Origin of the sequence: Enterobacter sp. 61D5, assembly GCF_034107965.1 — a bacterium.
In the GTDB taxonomy this organism is placed as follows: domain Bacteria; phylum Pseudomonadota; class Gammaproteobacteria; order Enterobacterales; family Enterobacteriaceae; genus Enterobacter; species Enterobacter cloacae_M.
Map to the genome: position 1 here is coordinate 50,864 of NZ_JAWNFK010000013.1, position 16,275 is coordinate 67,138.

The following is a 16,275-nucleotide window of genomic DNA, read 5'->3' on the forward strand; positions in this document are numbered from 1 at the left end:
TATGCGCGCTGAAAACCACCCGCTGTTCCCTCTTGTGGTGGTGGCCGACTGCTGGCTGCAGCGTCTGCTTGTGTGGACGCCGGGCCAGACTGACCTTATCAAAACCGTGGCGCTGCTCCTGATGGTTGCCGACCACATCAGCATGCTGTGCGGACTGGATAATGACTGGCTGCGTCTTGCCGGTCGGGGAGCGTTTCCGCTCTTTGGCCTGGTCTGGGCCATGAACCTCGCCCGCCATCCGCGCATTCAGCAGCGCGCCCTGAACCGGCTCTGGATATGGGCCGGGGTGGCGCAGGGCGGCTGGATACTGGCCGGGCTTCGCCCGGAACTCGGCAATATTCTGTTTGCCTTTGCGGTCAGCGGACAGGCACTGGCGCTGATGCAGCGGCACGGGCCGCGCACGTGGCCGCTCTCCCTGATGCTGGTTCTGGCCTGGCTGCCGTTTTCGGCGGGAAGTTACGGTCTGGCGGGGGTAGTCATGCTGATGCTGGCCTGCGGCGTCTGTATGACGGGCCGGCGCACCACACGCACGGGGCTGGCGCTGTGTCTGGCGCTGGCCGTACTCGCGCTGAATGCCGCGGACAGCGCTGCCTTTGCCATCGCGGGTCTGGTGATACCCGGCATAACCCTGACGGTACTGAGCCGGACCTGTTGCCGCGTGCCGCGTTTCTGGCCACGCGAATTCTTTCCCCTGTTCTATGCGGTGCATCTTGCCGCGCTGGGGCTGATTGCGATGTAATCAGGGGAATTACAGGGAATACAGGAGTCTGAGATGACAGAGGAACAACGCCCTAAGCTGACGCTGCGGCGAAAGCCGGTGGTGGACGAGAAGAATACGCCGTCGACGGACGGACCAGGCGAGCCGGCCGGGTCCGTGAGGCGTAAAAAGACCGTGGTGGTGAACACGCCGCCCGCCTGGAAGGTCAGGAAGCAGGCTGTGGATGAGAGCGCGAAAAAGGCGCAGGCGGATGAGAAGGCCGCCCGAAAAGCCGAAAAAGCCCGGCTGTGGGCCGAACGACAGGCGCAGGAGCGGGAGGCCATGCGTGCGGCCAGGCGTAAACCTGCCCCGGAGCCGGTTTACCGGAAGGTCATGCCGCTTACGGACGCGCTCGCGCTCCTGGAACGTTGCTGGCCAGCCCTGGTTACGGACGGCCAGCCGCAGCTCCTGGCGGTCAATATCCGGGAGGCGATGGTCAGTGACATTCGCCAGCGCAGGCTGGATGTCTCCGTGAAGACGCTGAAGCGCTGCCTTGCTGCCGTCACCCGCTCGGATGCGTATCTGGGTGCCATGACGGTGGGCGCGTGGCGTAAAAACCTTGCCGGTGAACCGGTCGCACCGGTGAGTGCGGAGGAGGCGGCGTATGCCGTGGAGCGCAGGGCTCAGGAGCATGCTAAACAACAGCGCAGGGCGATCAGGGAAGCACCCGCGCCCGCACACGATACGAACTGATAACAACAGAGAAGAGAAAAACACAGGATGAACATGAATAAAACCCTTTCAGTCATGCTTGCCGCTGGCCTTCTGGTCTCCGGCGTGGCGGGGGCGGCAGAGAAACCTGCCGCGTCCTTTACCCCGGAGCAGGAAGCCCGCATTGGGGAAATCGCGAAAGACTACCTGCTGGCCCATCCGGAGGTGCTGGTTGAGGTCAGCCAGAAGCTGCAGGCCCAACAGCAGGAGAAGCAGCAGCAGGCGATGACGGCCGCCGTGATGCAGAATCAGGCTGCGCTGCTCAACGATAAAGGCACGCCGTCATATGGGCCGGCCGATGCAAAAGTAACGGTCGTCGAGTTTTTTGATTACCAGTGCATCTACTGTGCCCGCCTCGCGCCGGAGCTGGAGAAGGTGATAAAAGCCAGCCCGGACGTGCGTTTTGTGTTCAAGGAATTCCCGATATTTGGCCAGCGCTGGCCGGCATCGCTGAGTGCGGCGAAAACCGGACTGCAGGTCTGGAAGCAGAAGGGGGCCGACGCCTACCTTAACTATCACAATGCGATTTACGCCACCGGTCACAACGAGGGCAAACTGACCGATGCTGATATCAGCGCGGCCGCAAAAGCCGTGAAGTTCGATGCGAAGACAGCCCATGACGTTCAGGAAACCCTGGATGGCATAAACACGCTCGCGCAGCAGTTGGGCTTCAGCGGTACGCCAGCCCTGGTAGTCCTCCCGTCAGCCGGCGCCAGCGCTGATAACGTGACGGTTATTCCGGGATACACCAGCGCGGAGGCCCTGCAGCAGGCCATCAGCCATGCTGCCGGCGATACCAAAAAATAATCAGGCGTTCGCCACCTGATACCGCTAAAAGAGACTGACGCCTTCGCCGTGCTCAGTTGTCCAACCCCGGAGAAGGGTAAAAGCAGGTTTTCCCCGTCTCCGGCGTTTCTGGTTAACACATCCGAACGGTATTTTACGAAGTTATGTTCCTTCATCGTTTGGTAAAGGTCCTTCTCTGTATTCAATATAACGGAGCCTCAGATATGTATACCGTAGTCATTGCTTCGGTGATATTAAATATATTATTACTATTTGCCGTCATTAAACTTTACCGGAGAAACAGGGTTGACTATGCCCCCTCTTTCCTGCCGACAATTTTTTACCACATGACTAAATATATTAGGTATTCTGGCTCATGGAATGAAATGGAGTTCATGCGTGACGAGTTACGCCGTGTATTAAATGAGATAGATATTATCAGACATGATGCAGGTAATGTCCGGCTGCGGAAAACAAAGCCTGTTCGTGATGCCTGATTTTTTATTTTTCGTTATGAAGTTACCGCCAGAGAGGTGGGTATATCTTTTTAGAATAAACAAAATTCAAACCAGTAGAGGAAATAGTATGTCAGTTGAAATTAAATGCTCCGGTGTGAATGAAGAAGCAAGGGATATAATTAAAGGGACGGTGAAGCAACTGATTGGGGACGGTCGCATTCATTCGCGGGATGACATTATCCGGCATCTCTGCGGTGCGAACTTTGATATCACAGACGTGACGGAAGAGAGTATTACGATATGCGCACCTGATGAACCCGCCAACACCCTCATCCTGAGCGGCTGGCTGTTCTCTGAACGGTTCGGGCTGGACCGGGATAGACTCCTCTCGGGTGATGGTGGGCAGTTATCCGAGGGCGTGCGAAGCGAAGGGAGCGTGGGTTCATGAATGCCAGTGTGGTGTTATTTATCATTTCGTTGCTGGTACTGATTTTCCTGCTCTCCCGCGTGCTGAAGCTGAAACGGCCGCAGGCACCGCTTATCAGGCGGCTGAGAGAGGCTGGCGTCAGGGTGGGCGATACAGAGCAACTGATGGCGGGCGGCGTGTTCTGGGAGCGGCAGGCGCAGCTGATGACCGACCGTGAGGTGCACTTTATGCAGGGGCTGTTCCGGTCGGTGGACATGAGGCGGTGGTATCTGTGCCCGCAGGTCAGGGTGGCTGATATCGTGCAGATAACGCCGCGCGTCAGGGGCCGGAGCCGGACGTGGTGGAAGCTTTTCCATATGGTGGCCCAGTGGCACTGCGACGTGGTTATCGTTGATCGCAGGACGTTTCGCGTTGTGGCTGCCGTGGAGCTGGACGATGCGTCCCACCTGAAGAAAAGCCGCTGCCGGCGTGACATCCTGCTGGATGAGGTTATGCGCCAGGCGGGCATGCCGCTGCTGCGAAGCCGTGATGCCCGGGAGCTGCAGAGGATGATACGGGACTTTCTGACGGCGCTTGAGGCTGAGTCCGGAGTGTCAGATGCCATCACTCAACAAAAAGCGGGTTAAGTTATTTAGCGCAATGCGGCATTAATTCATTCTCCTGCTGTCCCGGCGCAGAATAAAACTCATGCCTTAATGAGGGATGACTGCGTTAATGATGATTTCCGATAAGCAATTCAGGTTTAATGGCAACAATGTTATGCCGTTTTTTTTGTATTTATTGCTTTCCGGGAATTAAATATGGGCTTTACGTGTTAACTCAGAGGCTAAACTTAAAAGGTGAACTATGCGAATTTATAAATATACCGGGCTGGCATTTGTCTGCTGCCTGATTTACCTGTTTGCTTATCTGGCAATAAATAACTTTCAGCCGGAGGGGCCAGCCTGAAAACATGTGCGTTGATATCAATGCCGTTATTTATCTGGATGGTTTATCAGCGCGTTACTGCGATGAGTGAAAAAGCGCGTGGCCGGTGGCGCGCGGCTCATGAAAGGTATTCTTGAGTGTCGTGAGGTGGCACGGGCGATAAGGCGACCGGAGTCCGAAGACGCATCCATGACGCTGAGCCGGCTGGCGTACATCGAGCACCTGCTGAGTGCCCTGGCGCCGGGACTGTACCGGAGAATGTCGGAAGGTGAGCGCCAAAGATGGACGCAGATGCTCGACGGACAGGTGCCAGGTGAAGACGCTGCAGGTGAAGGCCACACCGAAACGCCCGTCAGTCAGTCTGTGCCGGGGGAGGTCAGAGGATGATTGTGCCTGTTACCGCAGAGCGTGATGAGCAGGGGGACTGGACGCATCTGGCGTATGTCCGCAGCGGCTGCGAAACCGCGGTGGAGTTCAGCTACTGGCTGAGGACCCACGGGCTGCAGTGCTTTGTGATGACCATGCGCGATGAGGCTCCTGAGGTTTTTGCTGCCGGATTTACCGATGAAGCGCCGGACGCACGGGGCTGGATACCCGAACCGCCGGACGATGACGGCTGGTTTCTGGGCTCAGTCCATGATACCGACGACGGGCCTGTCTGCTACTGGTTCCGTCATACCAGAACGACCTGACGCCTCCGCTCCGCGTCGTTGTCCAACGCCGGAACCAGGGAAAAGCGAGTTTTCCCCGATCCCGGCGTTTCTTAATCAATTCTGTGAAGGAAATCCTATGGCATGTTTTGAGTGCAGCAGCAGTGCAATGGTTATCAACCAGCTCGTTCCCTGGATAACTGTCGGCATTTTTGTGGCCAGCGTGGCGCTTTTTCGTCAGCTCCTGAAACGCGATCGGCGGGCGTGGACGTCACTGGTTGCTGTTGTGGTTCTGATGGAAGAACTAAGCCTGAGCCTCTGGCTGCTGATTAATGACGTACAGATACTCTCCCCGCACTTTATGGACGGTATGTAATGAGGATAACTATGCCAGTACTCCGCAAAGCAAATACCTGCAGATGGTTGGTGGCCGGGCTGCTCGGTCTGGCGCTTTGTTCACCCGCACCGGCAGCGTATGCCGCCAGCATCGAGACGGGTTTTTCTCCGGAAGGAACGGCCCTGCAGCTGGTCCTTAAGACTATTGAGTCAGCACAGCACGAAATTCGGCTGATGGGCTACTCATTTACGTCTCCGGAGGTGGTTAGCGCACTTGTCAGAGCAAAACACCGGGGTGTGGATGTGAAAATAGTCCTCGATGAGAAAGGAAACCGGAACAAAACCAGCCAGGCGGCGATGAATGTTGTGGTGAATGCCGGCATTCCACTGCGTACCAACGGCCACTACGCCATCATGCACGACAAAGTCATTATTGTTGATAATCAGACGGTTGAGTCAGGCAGCTTTAATATGACCCGATCTGCGGCCTCGAGAAATAGCGAGAACGTGCTGGTGATTAATGACGTGCCGGAAGTGGCACAAGCCTACCTTCAGCACTGGCAGTCGCGCTGGGACGGGGGAACTGACTGGCATTCTTCATACTAATCAGCATCGTAACGTGATCTGCAATCTGCATCCCTCCAGCAGGTGAGCCATGCGCCAACATGGCTCACACTTTCGCGTAAAGTTAAGTCGCTGATTTCACGAATCTGTAGTATCCTCTGCGAAACGATCACCGCCTGAAAGCTGAGGAGGCAGAGATGCCGCAGACTGGAAATGCAGAAACTTCCTCATCGAAAGAGAAACGTCAGTACCGTAAAGGTAATCCGATGTCTCCTGTTCAAAGGCAGAAAGCGCATGTCGCGAAGCTGAAAGAGACCCATAAAGAAATGCGTGTTTATGTGGAGAAGTCTCTTAAAGCAGAGCTTGAATTGTTGTGTGCGACTAAAGGTGTGACACAGTCAGAAATGATTGAGAAGCTGATTCATGATGCGGTTTCAGAGTGCCGAAACAAGGTCACGGACTAACATTCTTGAGTATATGTGTTTCTGGTGATAGATTGCTGATCGTCTAACGAATTTTTGGCGGGCCACGCCGTAAGGTGGCAGGGAACTGGTTCTGATGAGGTATCTACCCGGCACCAGAAAAGCAAAAACCCCGATAATCTTCACCTAGTTTGGCGACTGAAGAAGATTAACGGGGCCTTTCAAAACTGCATAGAAGCTGTTGCTCTATGCAGGGAGTATATGTGCATGCTCAGAAAACTTCAAGATCAGTTTCTGCGCTTACTCCTTCCGTGCAACATAAGCGCAGGAAGGTGTGACTGACGCTCAGACCCTGTTCTCCCATTATCGTCAGGTCAAAAACCCGAATCCGGCATTCACGCCGCGAGAGGGGAAAAAGACCCTGCCGTTCTGCCGTAAGCTGATGGCAAAAGCCGAAGGCTTCACGTCCCGTTTTGATTTTGCTGCTCATGTGGCGTTCGTGCGCTCGCTCGGCATCCGCCAGCGGATGCCGCCACTGTTGCGTCGTCGAGCCATCGATGCGCTGCTTCAGGGACTGTGCTTCCACTACGACCCGCTGGCCAATCGTGTACAGCGTTCCATTACCAATCTGGCCATCGAGTGCGGGCTGGCCACGGAATCGAAAAATGGCAACCTGTCCATCACCCGCGCCACGCGCGCACTGAAGTTTATGGCGGAGCTGGGGCTGATTACCTACCAGACCGAGTATGACCCGCAGATTGGCTGCAACATCCCGACCGATATTACCTTCACGCCGGCACTGTTCTCCGCGCTGGACATCTCTGACGTGGCAGTTGTGGCCGCCCGCCGCAGCCGTGTCGAATGGGAAAATCAGCAGCGTCAGAAGCAGAGCCTGAAGCCGCTGGAGATGGACGAGCTGATAGCGAAAGCCTGGCGGTTTGTGCGCGAACGGTTCCGAAGTTACCAGTCTGAACGTAAACAACATGGCCTGAAACGTGCCCGTGCACGTCGTGACGCGGACAGAACCCGCAAGGACATTGTGACGCTGGTGAAACAGCAGCTGACGCGGGAATATGCCACCGGGCGCTTTACCGGCGGGCTCGATGCGATGAAGCGCGAGCTGGAACGTCGCGTGAAAGAGCGCATGCTGATGTCACGCGGTAACAACTACACGCGGCTGGCCACCGTCCCCATATAACCCTTCCAGTGTGAAAAATCCGGCTGGCGCCGGAGGGTTTCGCACGTCTGCAGCTCCCGGTTGACGGTTTTCTGCACGAAATGACGGCCGTCCTTCCTGACATTCACCCCATTTGGCCATCAGAATGGCCAGAAATTGCATCAGAGTGGCCACATCTGGTCGGCAGATTCAGTTACCCACAGAAAACTGCAAGGGACCTTTCCATAAGGTTACAACCGTTATGCTGACAAAGCGCCATACGACCTGATTTCAAAGTGCGTGGTTTCCTTTAAAAACCTGCTCTGTACTTCTTTTAAATATCTTTTATCTCTTTCATATAAATATAAAGCCTGTTCGTCGCCTGGCCTGTGGACAGGCTCCTTATGAATGTCCGCCCTTGCAGCGGACTGACGTCCGCGCCGGTTCGGTAACTACCTGAAGTTGCTCCCATCGCTACGCGACGGGCCCCGGGCACCCCAGTAGTTACAACATACGAAATACTTTCCAAAAGGCACCAACAGCACACGTCTGAAACCTCACAGCCCCTCCCCACCACTGAAAAGCGGCCCCGCCCCCGGCCGAAGGCCGGGAGTGATGTCGCTTTTAATGATGGATGTTGTAACTATCTCATGTCGTGCTGTCAGTGGTGTCGCTGGATGAATCGAGTAACACGCCCGTAAGCGGCCCTGAAGGCCCGCTAACGCGGAGATACGCCCCGGCTGCGGCTATGCCTTGCCGTGACCACTCCGAAGGCGCACAAACCGTTCTGTGTGCGCTGTACGTCCGTATGGTCTGGCAGGAAGGGGGGGGAACTACCGTAGTTTAACTTCTTCAGGTAATTTGAATAAGGAGACCATTTCACTTCTGAGCCGAACAGAAAAACCCCGCGCAATACTGCGCGGTCGTATCGCTTCGCTCCCATGCGCCACAGGCGCATTTCAACTGAAATGCCTTTAGCTAAGGTGTTAATATTCACCGCACAGGTTATATGCAGTAAGGGAATCAGAAAATGATATCGACAAATTTAAAATATGCCCAGGCTGAAACTCGTCTGGCCAGACGGCTCGCAGGATTAATTAAGTCTCCGGGGATCAGTTGGTTCTTTGAATCGCACCCAGAGTTCGAATGGCTTGATTTCAGTGCGCGTGAAGCATGGGAATGCTGGATTAGAAAAGAACTAACAAAAGAGGAGTTTGAATTATATGAAGAACTCTATGGCCTCAAGTTTTCCGAAATGGATGCACTCAGGGAGTCGATCTTAATAGATACGAATCGCATTTCACAGCCCGGTAACGTAGACGGTTATTAACATGAGTGAACTCTGTTATACGGGTAGCGACCGGGTAACAGCAATCGCGGCCAACTTTTCTTTTCAGTGGGTTCTTAAGTGAGGTTTGAATGTTAATTTCATCAGCGTCTCAAAAGCTACATTTGCCTCCAGATGTTCAGGTTCGGAGACGGGGAAACACATACATCATTTATTATGACCACGATGAGGTGGGTGGGGTGGTTGTTAGCGAAACGCCATCTGGCGACACGCAGCTGCGCCCCCATGTTAAAGAGCCTGTGGAACTGAATAAAGATATTGTCGCGCTGGTTGCTCAGCGGATGGTCGATGCGCTGATTGAGCATGCCGGCAGGCAACCTGATGGTACCCGACATTTCCTCTCTCCTCCTGACCCCATTCCCGGCACGGCGCTCCTCGAAAACACCACGTTCCCCTGCTCTCGCTGTGGGCGAATAACTGCCCGGCTGGTTTTTGCCCCGGGGTGTGCGTCTGAAGCTGAAATGGTCTCTCTGGGTGAACGGCTCCGGAATGACGTCAGGTATGCCCCCTACCCGGTCTGGCTGATTGGTGCGCCTGATAGTGACGACGATAGTGTTGCCCGGCACCTGACGCTACAGCTGGCACCGGCCAGGGGCGAGGTATATCGGGAACATCCCGACCAGATGAACAGCCGACTGGTGGAACTGGATGACAAGCATCATTGCTGAAGGACAGCCCCCGGGCTGGTGATGATATGAGAAATATGGAAAAAACGGGTCACCTGGCATGGTGCGCACTTATCGCCCTGCTGACTGCCAGGGAAGATGGCCTGGTGGCGTCGGAGTCGCAGGAAAACCTGTTTATCACCCGCTGGTTTGCGCAGGTGAAAAAACAGCGCCGTTTTTCACGTGACGTGGCCACCGATGTTGACTGGATACTCAAACAGGGCCGGACGCTCGGCGTTCGTGCGCGATTGCGCCATAAGCTGGATTATCTCTGGCGCAGCTGTACAGGTGAACTGTCTGAGCAGAATGACCTTTTTCGCCTGACCTACGCGCTGGAGCTGGCGAAACAGTACGACTGGGTGTATCACGTCCTCAGCGACAGTGAGTGGAGCGGTCGAAATAAGATTCTGCCATCGGCATCGGTGAACAGTATCTGTCTGCTGAAAAGCGCGCTGGATATTGGTTTTAATGATGACGGGACGCAGGTGCTACCTGTTCCAGCAAGAATTGGCGGCCGCGCCGAGGGGCTTAATGCGCTACTGAAAAGCTGTGGCTGGGAGGCAGTCTGCAACGACGATCACTGGAAACTGGTGACAATCAGCGCTGGTTGACCAGTAAAGACCGGGTTGCCAGCAGGCAACCCGGTAGTGTCAGTGGGTAATGCGCTGCAAATCTTCTTCAGTCAGACCTGTCATGGCCATCACTGTATTGCGGTCGATGCCGCTCTGCAGCATCGTGCGGGCAATTTTCAGGGTCGCTTCGCGCTCACCTTTCTCGATGCCGCGCTGTTCGCCAAGCTGGATGCCGCGCTGCTCGCCAAGCTGGATGCCCTCCATGCGCCCTTCTTCGCGGGCCTTCTGTTCCAGGCGTTGTGCAATAGTCATTAAAATCTCCTCGTGTTGCGGTGACCGGCGGGCCAGTTCCTGCAGGAATGCCTCGGGTCTGGCCGTGTCTCCCGTCTGCAGCATCCAGTTCATCAACGTGACCAGCTGCTCATCGGTAGTGTAACCCGCAATCAGCAGGGTGACCAGATGTTCGGTCAGCTCGGCCAGGTCGCGGGTTTGTGCGTGCTTGAGCATCAGTTCCAGCAGGGCCATCCGGCGGTGTTTCATGATTTCATCGTCATCGATGGCGCCAACATCGATGAGGGGAAAATCACCGGTATACAGTTTTCGCGCTGTTTCCGGGCTGGCAAACAGCTCCGTCCAGTTCACGTATAGGAAATTGAAACCTTTTCTGCGCTGGAATGAAGTGGTTGAAATTTAACCCCTCTTTGATTTATGTCTCCGTGGGTAAGCGGGCACTCCCCGGAGTGGTGATAATTTGTGCTTTTTCAGGTCAATTTCCAGGCTGCCAGAGTACGCAAGGCAGATCTTCCCTGCGTCAGGCCGGGATGTACCTCATCAGACTGATCTCCCGGGCATGAGTCTTCAGCCCCTGCACATTCAGGCCAGCTACCGCACGACGGTACGCCATCTTCCCTCCACACAACACGCATTCAAACGGGTCACGTCGCAGGAACTGCTTGCTCATCTGCGCATAGCAGACCTTCGGTACCGGCTCCGGTTTATGCATCCCCAGCGCGCTGTAGACCAATGGCAGCTTTTCCCCACATACCCGGTTGGCCAGAAAGCCAAAGTAGCGCACCATCCGGAAGAACTTCTCCGGGATATGCTGTTTCAGCCGCGCCACGATTTCCCGTTGCGTCAGCGTCTCTGTGGCCTGCTCACCCGTATTGTGGTCGTGGTAGCGGAAGCTCAGCGTGGCGCCTCCTGCATAGTGCGCCAGCCGGGAGCCCGCTATCGGCGGCTTTTTCAGGTAACGACCCAGGTATTTCACGGTGTTTTTGCCACCTGCCGTCTTTTTTGACATGTAGACGTGCCAGTAGTCGCCTCCGGCCGTCAGTATCAGGCTGCGCCACTGTGCTTCGGTGGTGATATGTGACAGGGACGGCGGCAGGGCCACGCCTTCGAACCAGACGCTCAGCAGAAGCTGACGGATATTCCACATCCAGCGGGCGCGCATGGCATCCTTACGGAAGCTGATTTTCTTCCACTTTCCGTGCTCATCAATGCCGCCGCAGGTGACGGAGACGTGGACATGAGGGTGCCAGTTGAGACGACGTCCATAAGTGTGAATCGCGCAGAAAATGCCGATATCCAGCGCCCGTTTGCCGGCGGCGTACAGCAGGTTATCGACGGCCAGGCGGCAGAGGTCGTTAAGCAGCCAGCGGCTGACCTCAAACAGAGGCCAGAGAGAATCGGGGAGGGTGAAGACCAGGTGTATCCAGTCGCAGTCCGGCAGGCGGTTAAGCTGGGCGGCAATCCACAGGTCGGTTGCCTTTTTACCGCAGGAGGGACAGGCCCGGCTGTGGCAGGCGTTGGTGATATATTTAACATGGTGGCAGTCAGGATTATCGCAGCCATATTCCTTCACGCCGGTAATGCGGGTGCCGCAGGCGAGCATTTTGGTGACGGCTTCGATTTCGATATCACGCAGACCGCCGGCGTCGAGAAAAGAAGTCCAGCACTGGTTGGCGGTGAACAGTTTTTTCAGGGGGCGGGGCTGAAAGCCGTCAGTAGCGGTGAGGGTCATCTGCCAGCATATCCGCTTCGGTGGCATACAAATCGAAATGGCGGCAGGAGTGGCAAAATGACACGTAGTGCCACGGTGTTTCAGGGAACAGGCGGTAGAAATTTTCCCAGAAGCACTGGGTACAGGAAGGATTATTCCCGGCGACGAAGTCAGCAAAAACAGACGGATATGAAAAGTTATTCTGACGGGCTACGGCCTTCAGAGCCTGTTTAACCATTTTAGTATGAGCGAGCTGATGCTCAGTGGAATGTGGCATGGGAGTACTCTGCTGAAATAAGACCCTGGGATGCCATATTCTGCCACACTTCGATTTGCAGCCGCCAGGCTGCTTAGTTCATTTTCCGTTGACACATTGAAGATCATTTCATTCAAAACGCTGACATCTTCCATAAATACCTCCATTTAATTGATCTTGACCCGCCATCTCCAGACAGCTTTTGTATCTTAAGTTAACGATGCCCGCAGGCGCCGGTATTCTCTCGGGGAGTGATATCCCAGTGCGCTGTGCGGATGGTTTTCATTGTAATGATTGAACGCCTCAGCAAGGTTCTGCAACGCCGTTCGCACATTCGGTTTTGGCATGAACGCGATGTAGTCTTCCTTCATCGTCTTTACGAACCGTTCGGCCATACCGTTACTCTGTGGACTGCTCACTGCCGTTGTGCAGACTTCCAGATTCAGATCTGCGGCGAACTTGCGCGTGTCATGCGCCGTATACGCCGAACCGTTGTCTGTCAGCCACTGCACCGGCTTGTCCGGGAGCATCGCTCCGAAGCGCTTCTCCACGGCTCCCAGCATCACGTCCTGTACGGTCATGCTGTCATAGCCGCCGGTGCTCGCGGCACAGTCTATGGCCTCTCTGTCGCAGCAGTCCAGCGCGAACGTCACGCGCAGTTTTTCGCCGTCGTCACATCCGAACTCGAAGCCGTCTGAGCACCAGCGCTGGTTGCTCTCTGCTACCGCGATTTTACCGTTATGCTCGCGCTGAGGCCGTTGTGGTTTGTCATGCAGCAGCAACAGATTATGCTCGCTCATCACACGGTAAACCCGTTTGGCATTCACCGGGGGAAGACCTTCATCGCGAAGCTGTCTCCGCATTATTCCACACACCCGGCGATAGCCATAGCTGGGCATATCGCTGATGATACCGAGGATGCGCGACAGGACCTCTGCGTCTGCTTCCTCGTCTCGCCGGAGAGTGCGCCCGTCCTGCCAGTCGGCAGAACGGTGAACCCGCAGTGATAATTGCGCACGCGACACGCCCATAATGCTGCTGACCTGGGCTATTCCTTGTCCTTTGGCAACAAGGGCGCATGCGCTATCCATTTTCGGGCCTGTCCGTACTCCACGGCTTCTTTCAGGATCTCTACTTCCATCGTCTTCTTACCCAGAAGGCGCTGAAGCTCACGGATCTGCTTGTTTGCGGCGGACAGCTCTGATGCCGGAACGACATCTTCTCCGGCAGCAACGGCAGTCAGGCTGCCTTCCAGATACTGTTTTTTCCACTTAAATAGCTGGCTGGGCTGAATGCCATGCAAACGAGCAACATGGGAGACGGTCATCCCCGGCTCCATGGTCTGCCGGATAATGGCAATTTTTTCCTGCGGAGTCTTACGCTTGCGGAGCTCCTGCCCCAACAGTATTCCTGTCATCTCAAAATTAGAACCAGTATTAGACATATGTTTAAGCCTATCTCTTATTTTAAGATACATCTACTGTCTGGTGTTTCTCGGGGCCGCCCCACGCAACCTGAGAACCGCAGAACCATCTGCTTCTCCCGCTCTGTTGAGCTACATGAAAAAGTCATTGGTGCTTTTATCGGAAAATAAATGTTCTACTAACTGGAGGCATCACCGGATTTATTTAAGTACAAACTCTCTGCTATACTCGATAATCCATTCTTTAAAAACATTAAGTGCTTTACTATTATGATTAACCCGAGATTTCTGTAAAGTCAGCCAATAACCGCCAAGCGTGACATAAATTTCAAAAGGTTTTTCTACGGAGCGCTCATTTAATTCTTTTTGAAACATATGATAAGGAGCTAATGCTGCATAATCACCTAATTTTACAGCATCTATCATATGTCTTGTAGAATCAAAGATAGGCCCGTTAACAGTCCAAGAGTCGATCCCAGCAGCTTTAAACCAATTATTCCATTCATCCTTTCTATAGGAACGCAGTAAGCAAACTTTTTTTAAGTCTGATGGAATGCACAGTTTCTTGGATGTTTCCGGGGAACATAATACTGTATGCGGCGCCTGAAAGAGTAAAATATTTTCCGTATTAATCCAGCCGCCTGTTCCAAATCTAATAGATGCATCAATACCTTCTGCGGCAAGATTGACAACGTTATTATGCGTTAAAATTCTAATATCAATCCATGGATTTTCATTAAGGAACTCAGTAATCCGAGGAAGGAGCCAACCTATTGCAAAAGTCCCAACGACAGCAATAGTAAGCACTTCTTTAATCTTACCTTCATGGAATTTATCCATGGCAGAACTCATCATCTGCAAAGCTTCTGTAATCGAAGGCAAAAGATGCAGGCCTTCGTCTGTCAACTGTAACCCACGCGGTACTCTTGTAAAAAGAGCCACACCAAGCATCTGTTCAAGTGTTCTGACTTGCTGGCTTACGGCAGCCTGGCTTACATGAAGCTCTAGTCCGGCTTTAGTAAAATTTAGATATCTTGCAGAAGCTTCAAAAGCTCGTAATGCATTTAAAGGTAATCTGGCACGCATAGTAACCCAAAGAAAAAGTTATGACTGTATAAAAATTATATTGCTTCAAAGGAAAAATAACAACTGTATAATCGCCCTCTGTTGAAAGTTAATAACCGCTATGTCCTAGTTAATATAGAAAATTGTATATAAGGTAAAAGCATGTCACTTAATGTAAAACCAAGTAGAATAGCCATCTTGTTTAGCTCTTGTTTAGTTTCAATATCATTGTTCTCACAGGCCAATACAAAGGGAATCGATGAGATTAAAAACCTTGAAACAGATTTCAATGGTAGAATTGGTGTCTACGCTTTAGACACTGGCTCAGGTAAATCATTTTCGTACAAAGCAAATGAACGATTTCCATTATGTAGTTCTTTCAAAGGTTTTTTAGCTGCTGCTGTATTAAAAGGCTCTCAAGATAATCAACTAAATCTTAATCAGATCGTGAATTATAATACAAGAAGTTTAGAGTTCTATTCACCCATCACAACTAAATATAAAGATAATGGAATGTCATTAGGTGATATGGCTGCTGCCGCTTTACAATATAGCGACAATGGTGCTACTAATATTATTCTTGAACGATATATCGGTGGTCCTGAGGGTATGACTAAATTCATGCGGTCGATTGGAGATAAAGATTTTAGACTCGATCGTTGGGAGTTAGATCTAAACACAGCAATTCCTGGCGATGAACGTGACACATCTACACCTGCAGCAGTAGCTAAGAGCCTGAAAACCCTTGCTCTGGGTAACATACTTAATGAGCGTGAAAAGGAAACCTATCAGACATGGTTAAAGGGTAACACAACCGGTGCAGCGCGTATTCGTGCTAGCGTACCAAGCGATTGGGTAGTTGGCGATAAAACTGGTAGTTGCGGAGCATACGGTACGGCAAATGATTATGCGGTAGTCTGGCCAAAGAACCGAGCTCCTCTTATAATTTCTGTATACACTACAAAAAACGAAAAAGAAGCCAAGCATGAGGATAAAGTAATCGCAGAAGCTTCAAGAATCGCAATTGATAACCTTAAATAAACCTAACTGTAGCCATCACTTCATTGTGATGGCTTAAATTTCATCATGAAAACAATGAAAATCTTCATCTATTTATCATTAACTATGAGTAGTTTGTCTACATATGCTCAGTGTGATTTCATCACCGAAAATTCGACAGTGATAGATATTAAAAACAACCTTGAATGGCAGGCTTGCACTTTCGGCATGCAATGGAATAAAGAGAATGGATGTACTGGAGAACCAACTCCCCTTACTTTGAGTAAAGCTATTGGTGAAGCAACAAAACAAGGGAATGGGTGGAGACTGCCAGGTATCGAGGAATTATCTTTACTATCATCAAATAGCTGCCTTAAAAATGACCTTTTCAAATCATATTTTGACATACCCCAAGATAATGGTGAAGGAGCATCGCCTTATTGGAGTTCAACGCAAATTCAAAGCATACCTTACTTGTATTATACATTTGACATGATCAATCATTATATTGATGGCCATACTATTGAAATGACTTATCCTTTTCGATTTGTCAGAGATGTAATGGTCCACGGTGATGCCTCCAGTTAGTAGAACATGTATGTTTCGATAAAAGCACCAATGACTTTTTCATGTAGCTCAACAGAGCGGGAGAAGCAGATGGTTCTGCGAGCCAGACGCTTGATGGTTAGGAGACTGGAAAAGCGTTTTAAAAATATCCTGACCATGAACATGGGCTCCGTTTGGGAAACGG

The 16,275-nt window shown here is 52.5% G+C and carries 23 protein-coding genes and 1 pseudogene; 18 read left to right on the plus strand and 6 right to left on the minus strand.

Annotation, left to right across the window (positions count from 1 at the left end):
• The first annotated feature begins 1 nt into the window (after position 1).
• The 15 genes from traX to UTM25_RS15040 all read left to right on the plus strand — a co-directional run bounded on the left by traX (position 2) and on the right by UTM25_RS15040 (position 9,818).
• On the plus strand, positions 2-739 hold the full coding sequence (gene traX, locus UTM25_RS14970; protein WP_320714960.1) for a type-F conjugative transfer system pilin acetylase TraX: 738 nt from the start codon (positions 2-4) through the stop codon (positions 737-739).
• A gap of 33 nt (positions 740-772) precedes the next feature.
• Positions 773-1,450, plus strand: a complete 678-nt coding sequence (locus tag UTM25_RS14975; protein WP_320714961.1) for a fertility inhibition protein FinO — start codon at positions 773-775, stop codon at positions 1,448-1,450.
• A gap of 33 nt (positions 1,451-1,483) precedes the next feature.
• The gene (locus UTM25_RS14980) at positions 1,484-2,275 is read left to right on the plus strand and encodes a DsbA family protein (protein ID WP_320714963.1); all 792 of its coding nucleotides are present in this window, start codon (positions 1,484-1,486) and stop codon (positions 2,273-2,275) included.
• A gap of 203 nt (positions 2,276-2,478) precedes the next feature.
• Positions 2,479-2,751, plus strand: a complete 273-nt coding sequence (locus UTM25_RS14985; protein WP_320714964.1) for a hypothetical protein — start codon at positions 2,479-2,481, stop codon at positions 2,749-2,751.
• Positions 2,752-2,839: 88 nt separating this feature from the next.
• On the plus strand, positions 2,840-3,160 hold the full coding sequence (locus tag UTM25_RS14990) for a hypothetical protein (RefSeq protein WP_320714966.1): 321 nt from the start codon (positions 2,840-2,842) through the stop codon (positions 3,158-3,160).
• Positions 3,157-3,765: a DUF2726 domain-containing protein gene (locus UTM25_RS14995; RefSeq protein ID WP_320714968.1), complete on the plus strand. Its 609-nt coding sequence runs from the start codon at positions 3,157-3,159 to the stop codon at positions 3,763-3,765. Before UTM25_RS14990 ends, UTM25_RS14995 begins: the two co-directional genes overlap by 4 nt.
• A gap of 684 nt (positions 3,766-4,449) precedes the next feature.
• Positions 4,450-4,758: a hypothetical protein gene (locus UTM25_RS15000; protein WP_320714970.1), complete on the plus strand. Its 309-nt coding sequence runs from the start codon at positions 4,450-4,452 to the stop codon at positions 4,756-4,758.
• 97 nt (positions 4,759-4,855) lie between these two features.
• Positions 4,856-5,092 carry a hypothetical protein gene (locus UTM25_RS15005; protein ID WP_243412644.1) on the plus strand — a complete coding sequence of 79 codons (237 nt, stop codon included), beginning with the start codon at positions 4,856-4,858 and terminating at the stop codon, positions 5,090-5,092.
• An 11-nt stretch (positions 5,093-5,103) separates the two neighbouring features.
• Positions 5,104-5,658 carry a phospholipase D family protein gene (locus UTM25_RS15010; protein ID WP_320714973.1) on the plus strand — a complete coding sequence of 185 codons (555 nt, stop codon included), beginning with the start codon at positions 5,104-5,106 and terminating at the stop codon, positions 5,656-5,658.
• Between the two features lie 155 nt (positions 5,659-5,813).
• Positions 5,814-6,080: a replication regulatory protein RepA gene (gene repA / locus UTM25_RS15015; RefSeq protein WP_077138942.1), complete on the plus strand. Its 267-nt coding sequence runs from the start codon at positions 5,814-5,816 to the stop codon at positions 6,078-6,080.
• 225 nt (positions 6,081-6,305) lie between these two features.
• Positions 6,306-6,380, plus strand: coding sequence for a RepA leader peptide Tap (gene tap / locus UTM25_RS15020; protein WP_125885564.1), 75 nt, complete (start codon positions 6,306-6,308; stop codon positions 6,378-6,380).
• Positions 6,373-7,236, plus strand: coding sequence for an incFII family plasmid replication initiator RepA (gene repA / locus UTM25_RS15025; RefSeq protein ID WP_320714978.1), 864 nt, complete (start codon positions 6,373-6,375; stop codon positions 7,234-7,236). Before tap ends, repA (UTM25_RS15025) begins: the two co-directional genes overlap by 8 nt.
• A 988-nt stretch (positions 7,237-8,224) precedes the next feature.
• Positions 8,225-8,524 carry a hypothetical protein gene (locus tag UTM25_RS15030; RefSeq protein ID WP_040218613.1) on the plus strand — a complete coding sequence of 100 codons (300 nt, stop codon included), beginning with the start codon at positions 8,225-8,227 and terminating at the stop codon, positions 8,522-8,524.
• A gap of 197 nt (positions 8,525-8,721) precedes the next feature.
• On the plus strand, positions 8,722-9,210 hold the full coding sequence (locus UTM25_RS15035; RefSeq protein ID WP_052454806.1) for a hypothetical protein: 489 nt from the start codon (positions 8,722-8,724) through the stop codon (positions 9,208-9,210).
• 26 nt (positions 9,211-9,236) lie between these two features.
• The gene (locus UTM25_RS15040; RefSeq protein ID WP_052454805.1) at positions 9,237-9,818 is read left to right on the plus strand and encodes a DUF2913 family protein; all 582 of its coding nucleotides are present in this window, start codon (positions 9,237-9,239) and stop codon (positions 9,816-9,818) included.
• Between the two features lie 39 nt (positions 9,819-9,857).
• Here the strand turns inward: UTM25_RS15040 and UTM25_RS15045 are convergent, their stop codons facing one another.
• The 4 genes from UTM25_RS15045 to UTM25_RS15060 all read right to left on the minus strand — a co-directional run bounded on the left by UTM25_RS15045 (position 9,858) and on the right by UTM25_RS15060 (position 13,454).
• Positions 9,858-10,421 carry an Rpn family recombination-promoting nuclease/putative transposase gene (locus UTM25_RS15045; protein ID WP_320714981.1) on the minus strand — a complete coding sequence of 188 codons (564 nt, stop codon included), beginning with the start codon at positions 10,419-10,421 and terminating at the stop codon, positions 9,858-9,860.
• Positions 10,422-10,590: 169 nt separating this feature from the next.
• Positions 10,591-11,802 (minus strand): IS91 family transposase, encoded by a 1,212-nt coding sequence (locus tag UTM25_RS15050; RefSeq protein WP_172688893.1) that lies wholly within the window; start codon positions 11,800-11,802, stop codon positions 10,591-10,593.
• Positions 11,783-12,058, minus strand: a complete 276-nt coding sequence (locus UTM25_RS15055) for a hypothetical protein (protein WP_241739840.1) — start codon at positions 12,056-12,058, stop codon at positions 11,783-11,785. The genes UTM25_RS15050 and UTM25_RS15055 overlap by 20 nt, the downstream gene beginning before the upstream one ends.
• A gap of 188 nt (positions 12,059-12,246) precedes the next feature.
• Positions 12,247-13,454 (minus strand): IS3 family transposase gene (locus tag UTM25_RS15060; protein WP_123061146.1). Its coding sequence is split into 2 segments (ribosomal slippage): positions 12,247-13,133 and positions 13,133-13,454, totalling 1,209 coding nucleotides; the frame shifts between segments, so codons are not numbered across the junction.
• Between the two features lie 105 nt (positions 13,455-13,559).
• Here UTM25_RS15060 and UTM25_RS15065 point away from each other — a divergent pair.
• Positions 13,560-13,631 (plus strand): annotated as a pseudogene (locus tag UTM25_RS15065) (IS1 family transposase); the annotation flags it as partial.
• A gap of 30 nt (positions 13,632-13,661) precedes the next feature.
• Here UTM25_RS15065 and imiR read toward each other — a convergent pair.
• Positions 13,662-14,546, minus strand: coding sequence for a LysR family transcriptional regulator ImiR/NmcR (gene imiR / locus UTM25_RS15070; RefSeq protein WP_089600865.1), 885 nt, complete (start codon positions 14,544-14,546; stop codon positions 13,662-13,664).
• A gap of 141 nt (positions 14,547-14,687) precedes the next feature.
• On the opposite strand from imiR, the gene blaIMI reads away from it, so the two are divergent.
• Positions 14,688-15,566 carry an IMI family carbapenem-hydrolyzing class A beta-lactamase gene (blaIMI, locus tag UTM25_RS15075; RefSeq protein ID WP_320714983.1) on the plus strand — a complete coding sequence of 293 codons (879 nt, stop codon included), beginning with the start codon at positions 14,688-14,690 and terminating at the stop codon, positions 15,564-15,566.
• Positions 15,567-15,611: 45 nt separating this feature from the next.
• On the plus strand, positions 15,612-16,112 hold the full coding sequence (locus UTM25_RS15080) for a DUF1566 domain-containing protein (protein WP_089600867.1): 501 nt from the start codon (positions 15,612-15,614) through the stop codon (positions 16,110-16,112).
• Here UTM25_RS15080 and UTM25_RS15085 read toward each other — a convergent pair.
• Positions 16,109-16,255, minus strand: a complete 147-nt coding sequence (locus UTM25_RS15085; protein WP_265095234.1) for an IS1 family transposase — start codon at positions 16,253-16,255, stop codon at positions 16,109-16,111. The genes UTM25_RS15080 and UTM25_RS15085 overlap by 4 nt on opposite strands.
• Positions 16,256-16,275 lie beyond the last annotated feature (20 nt).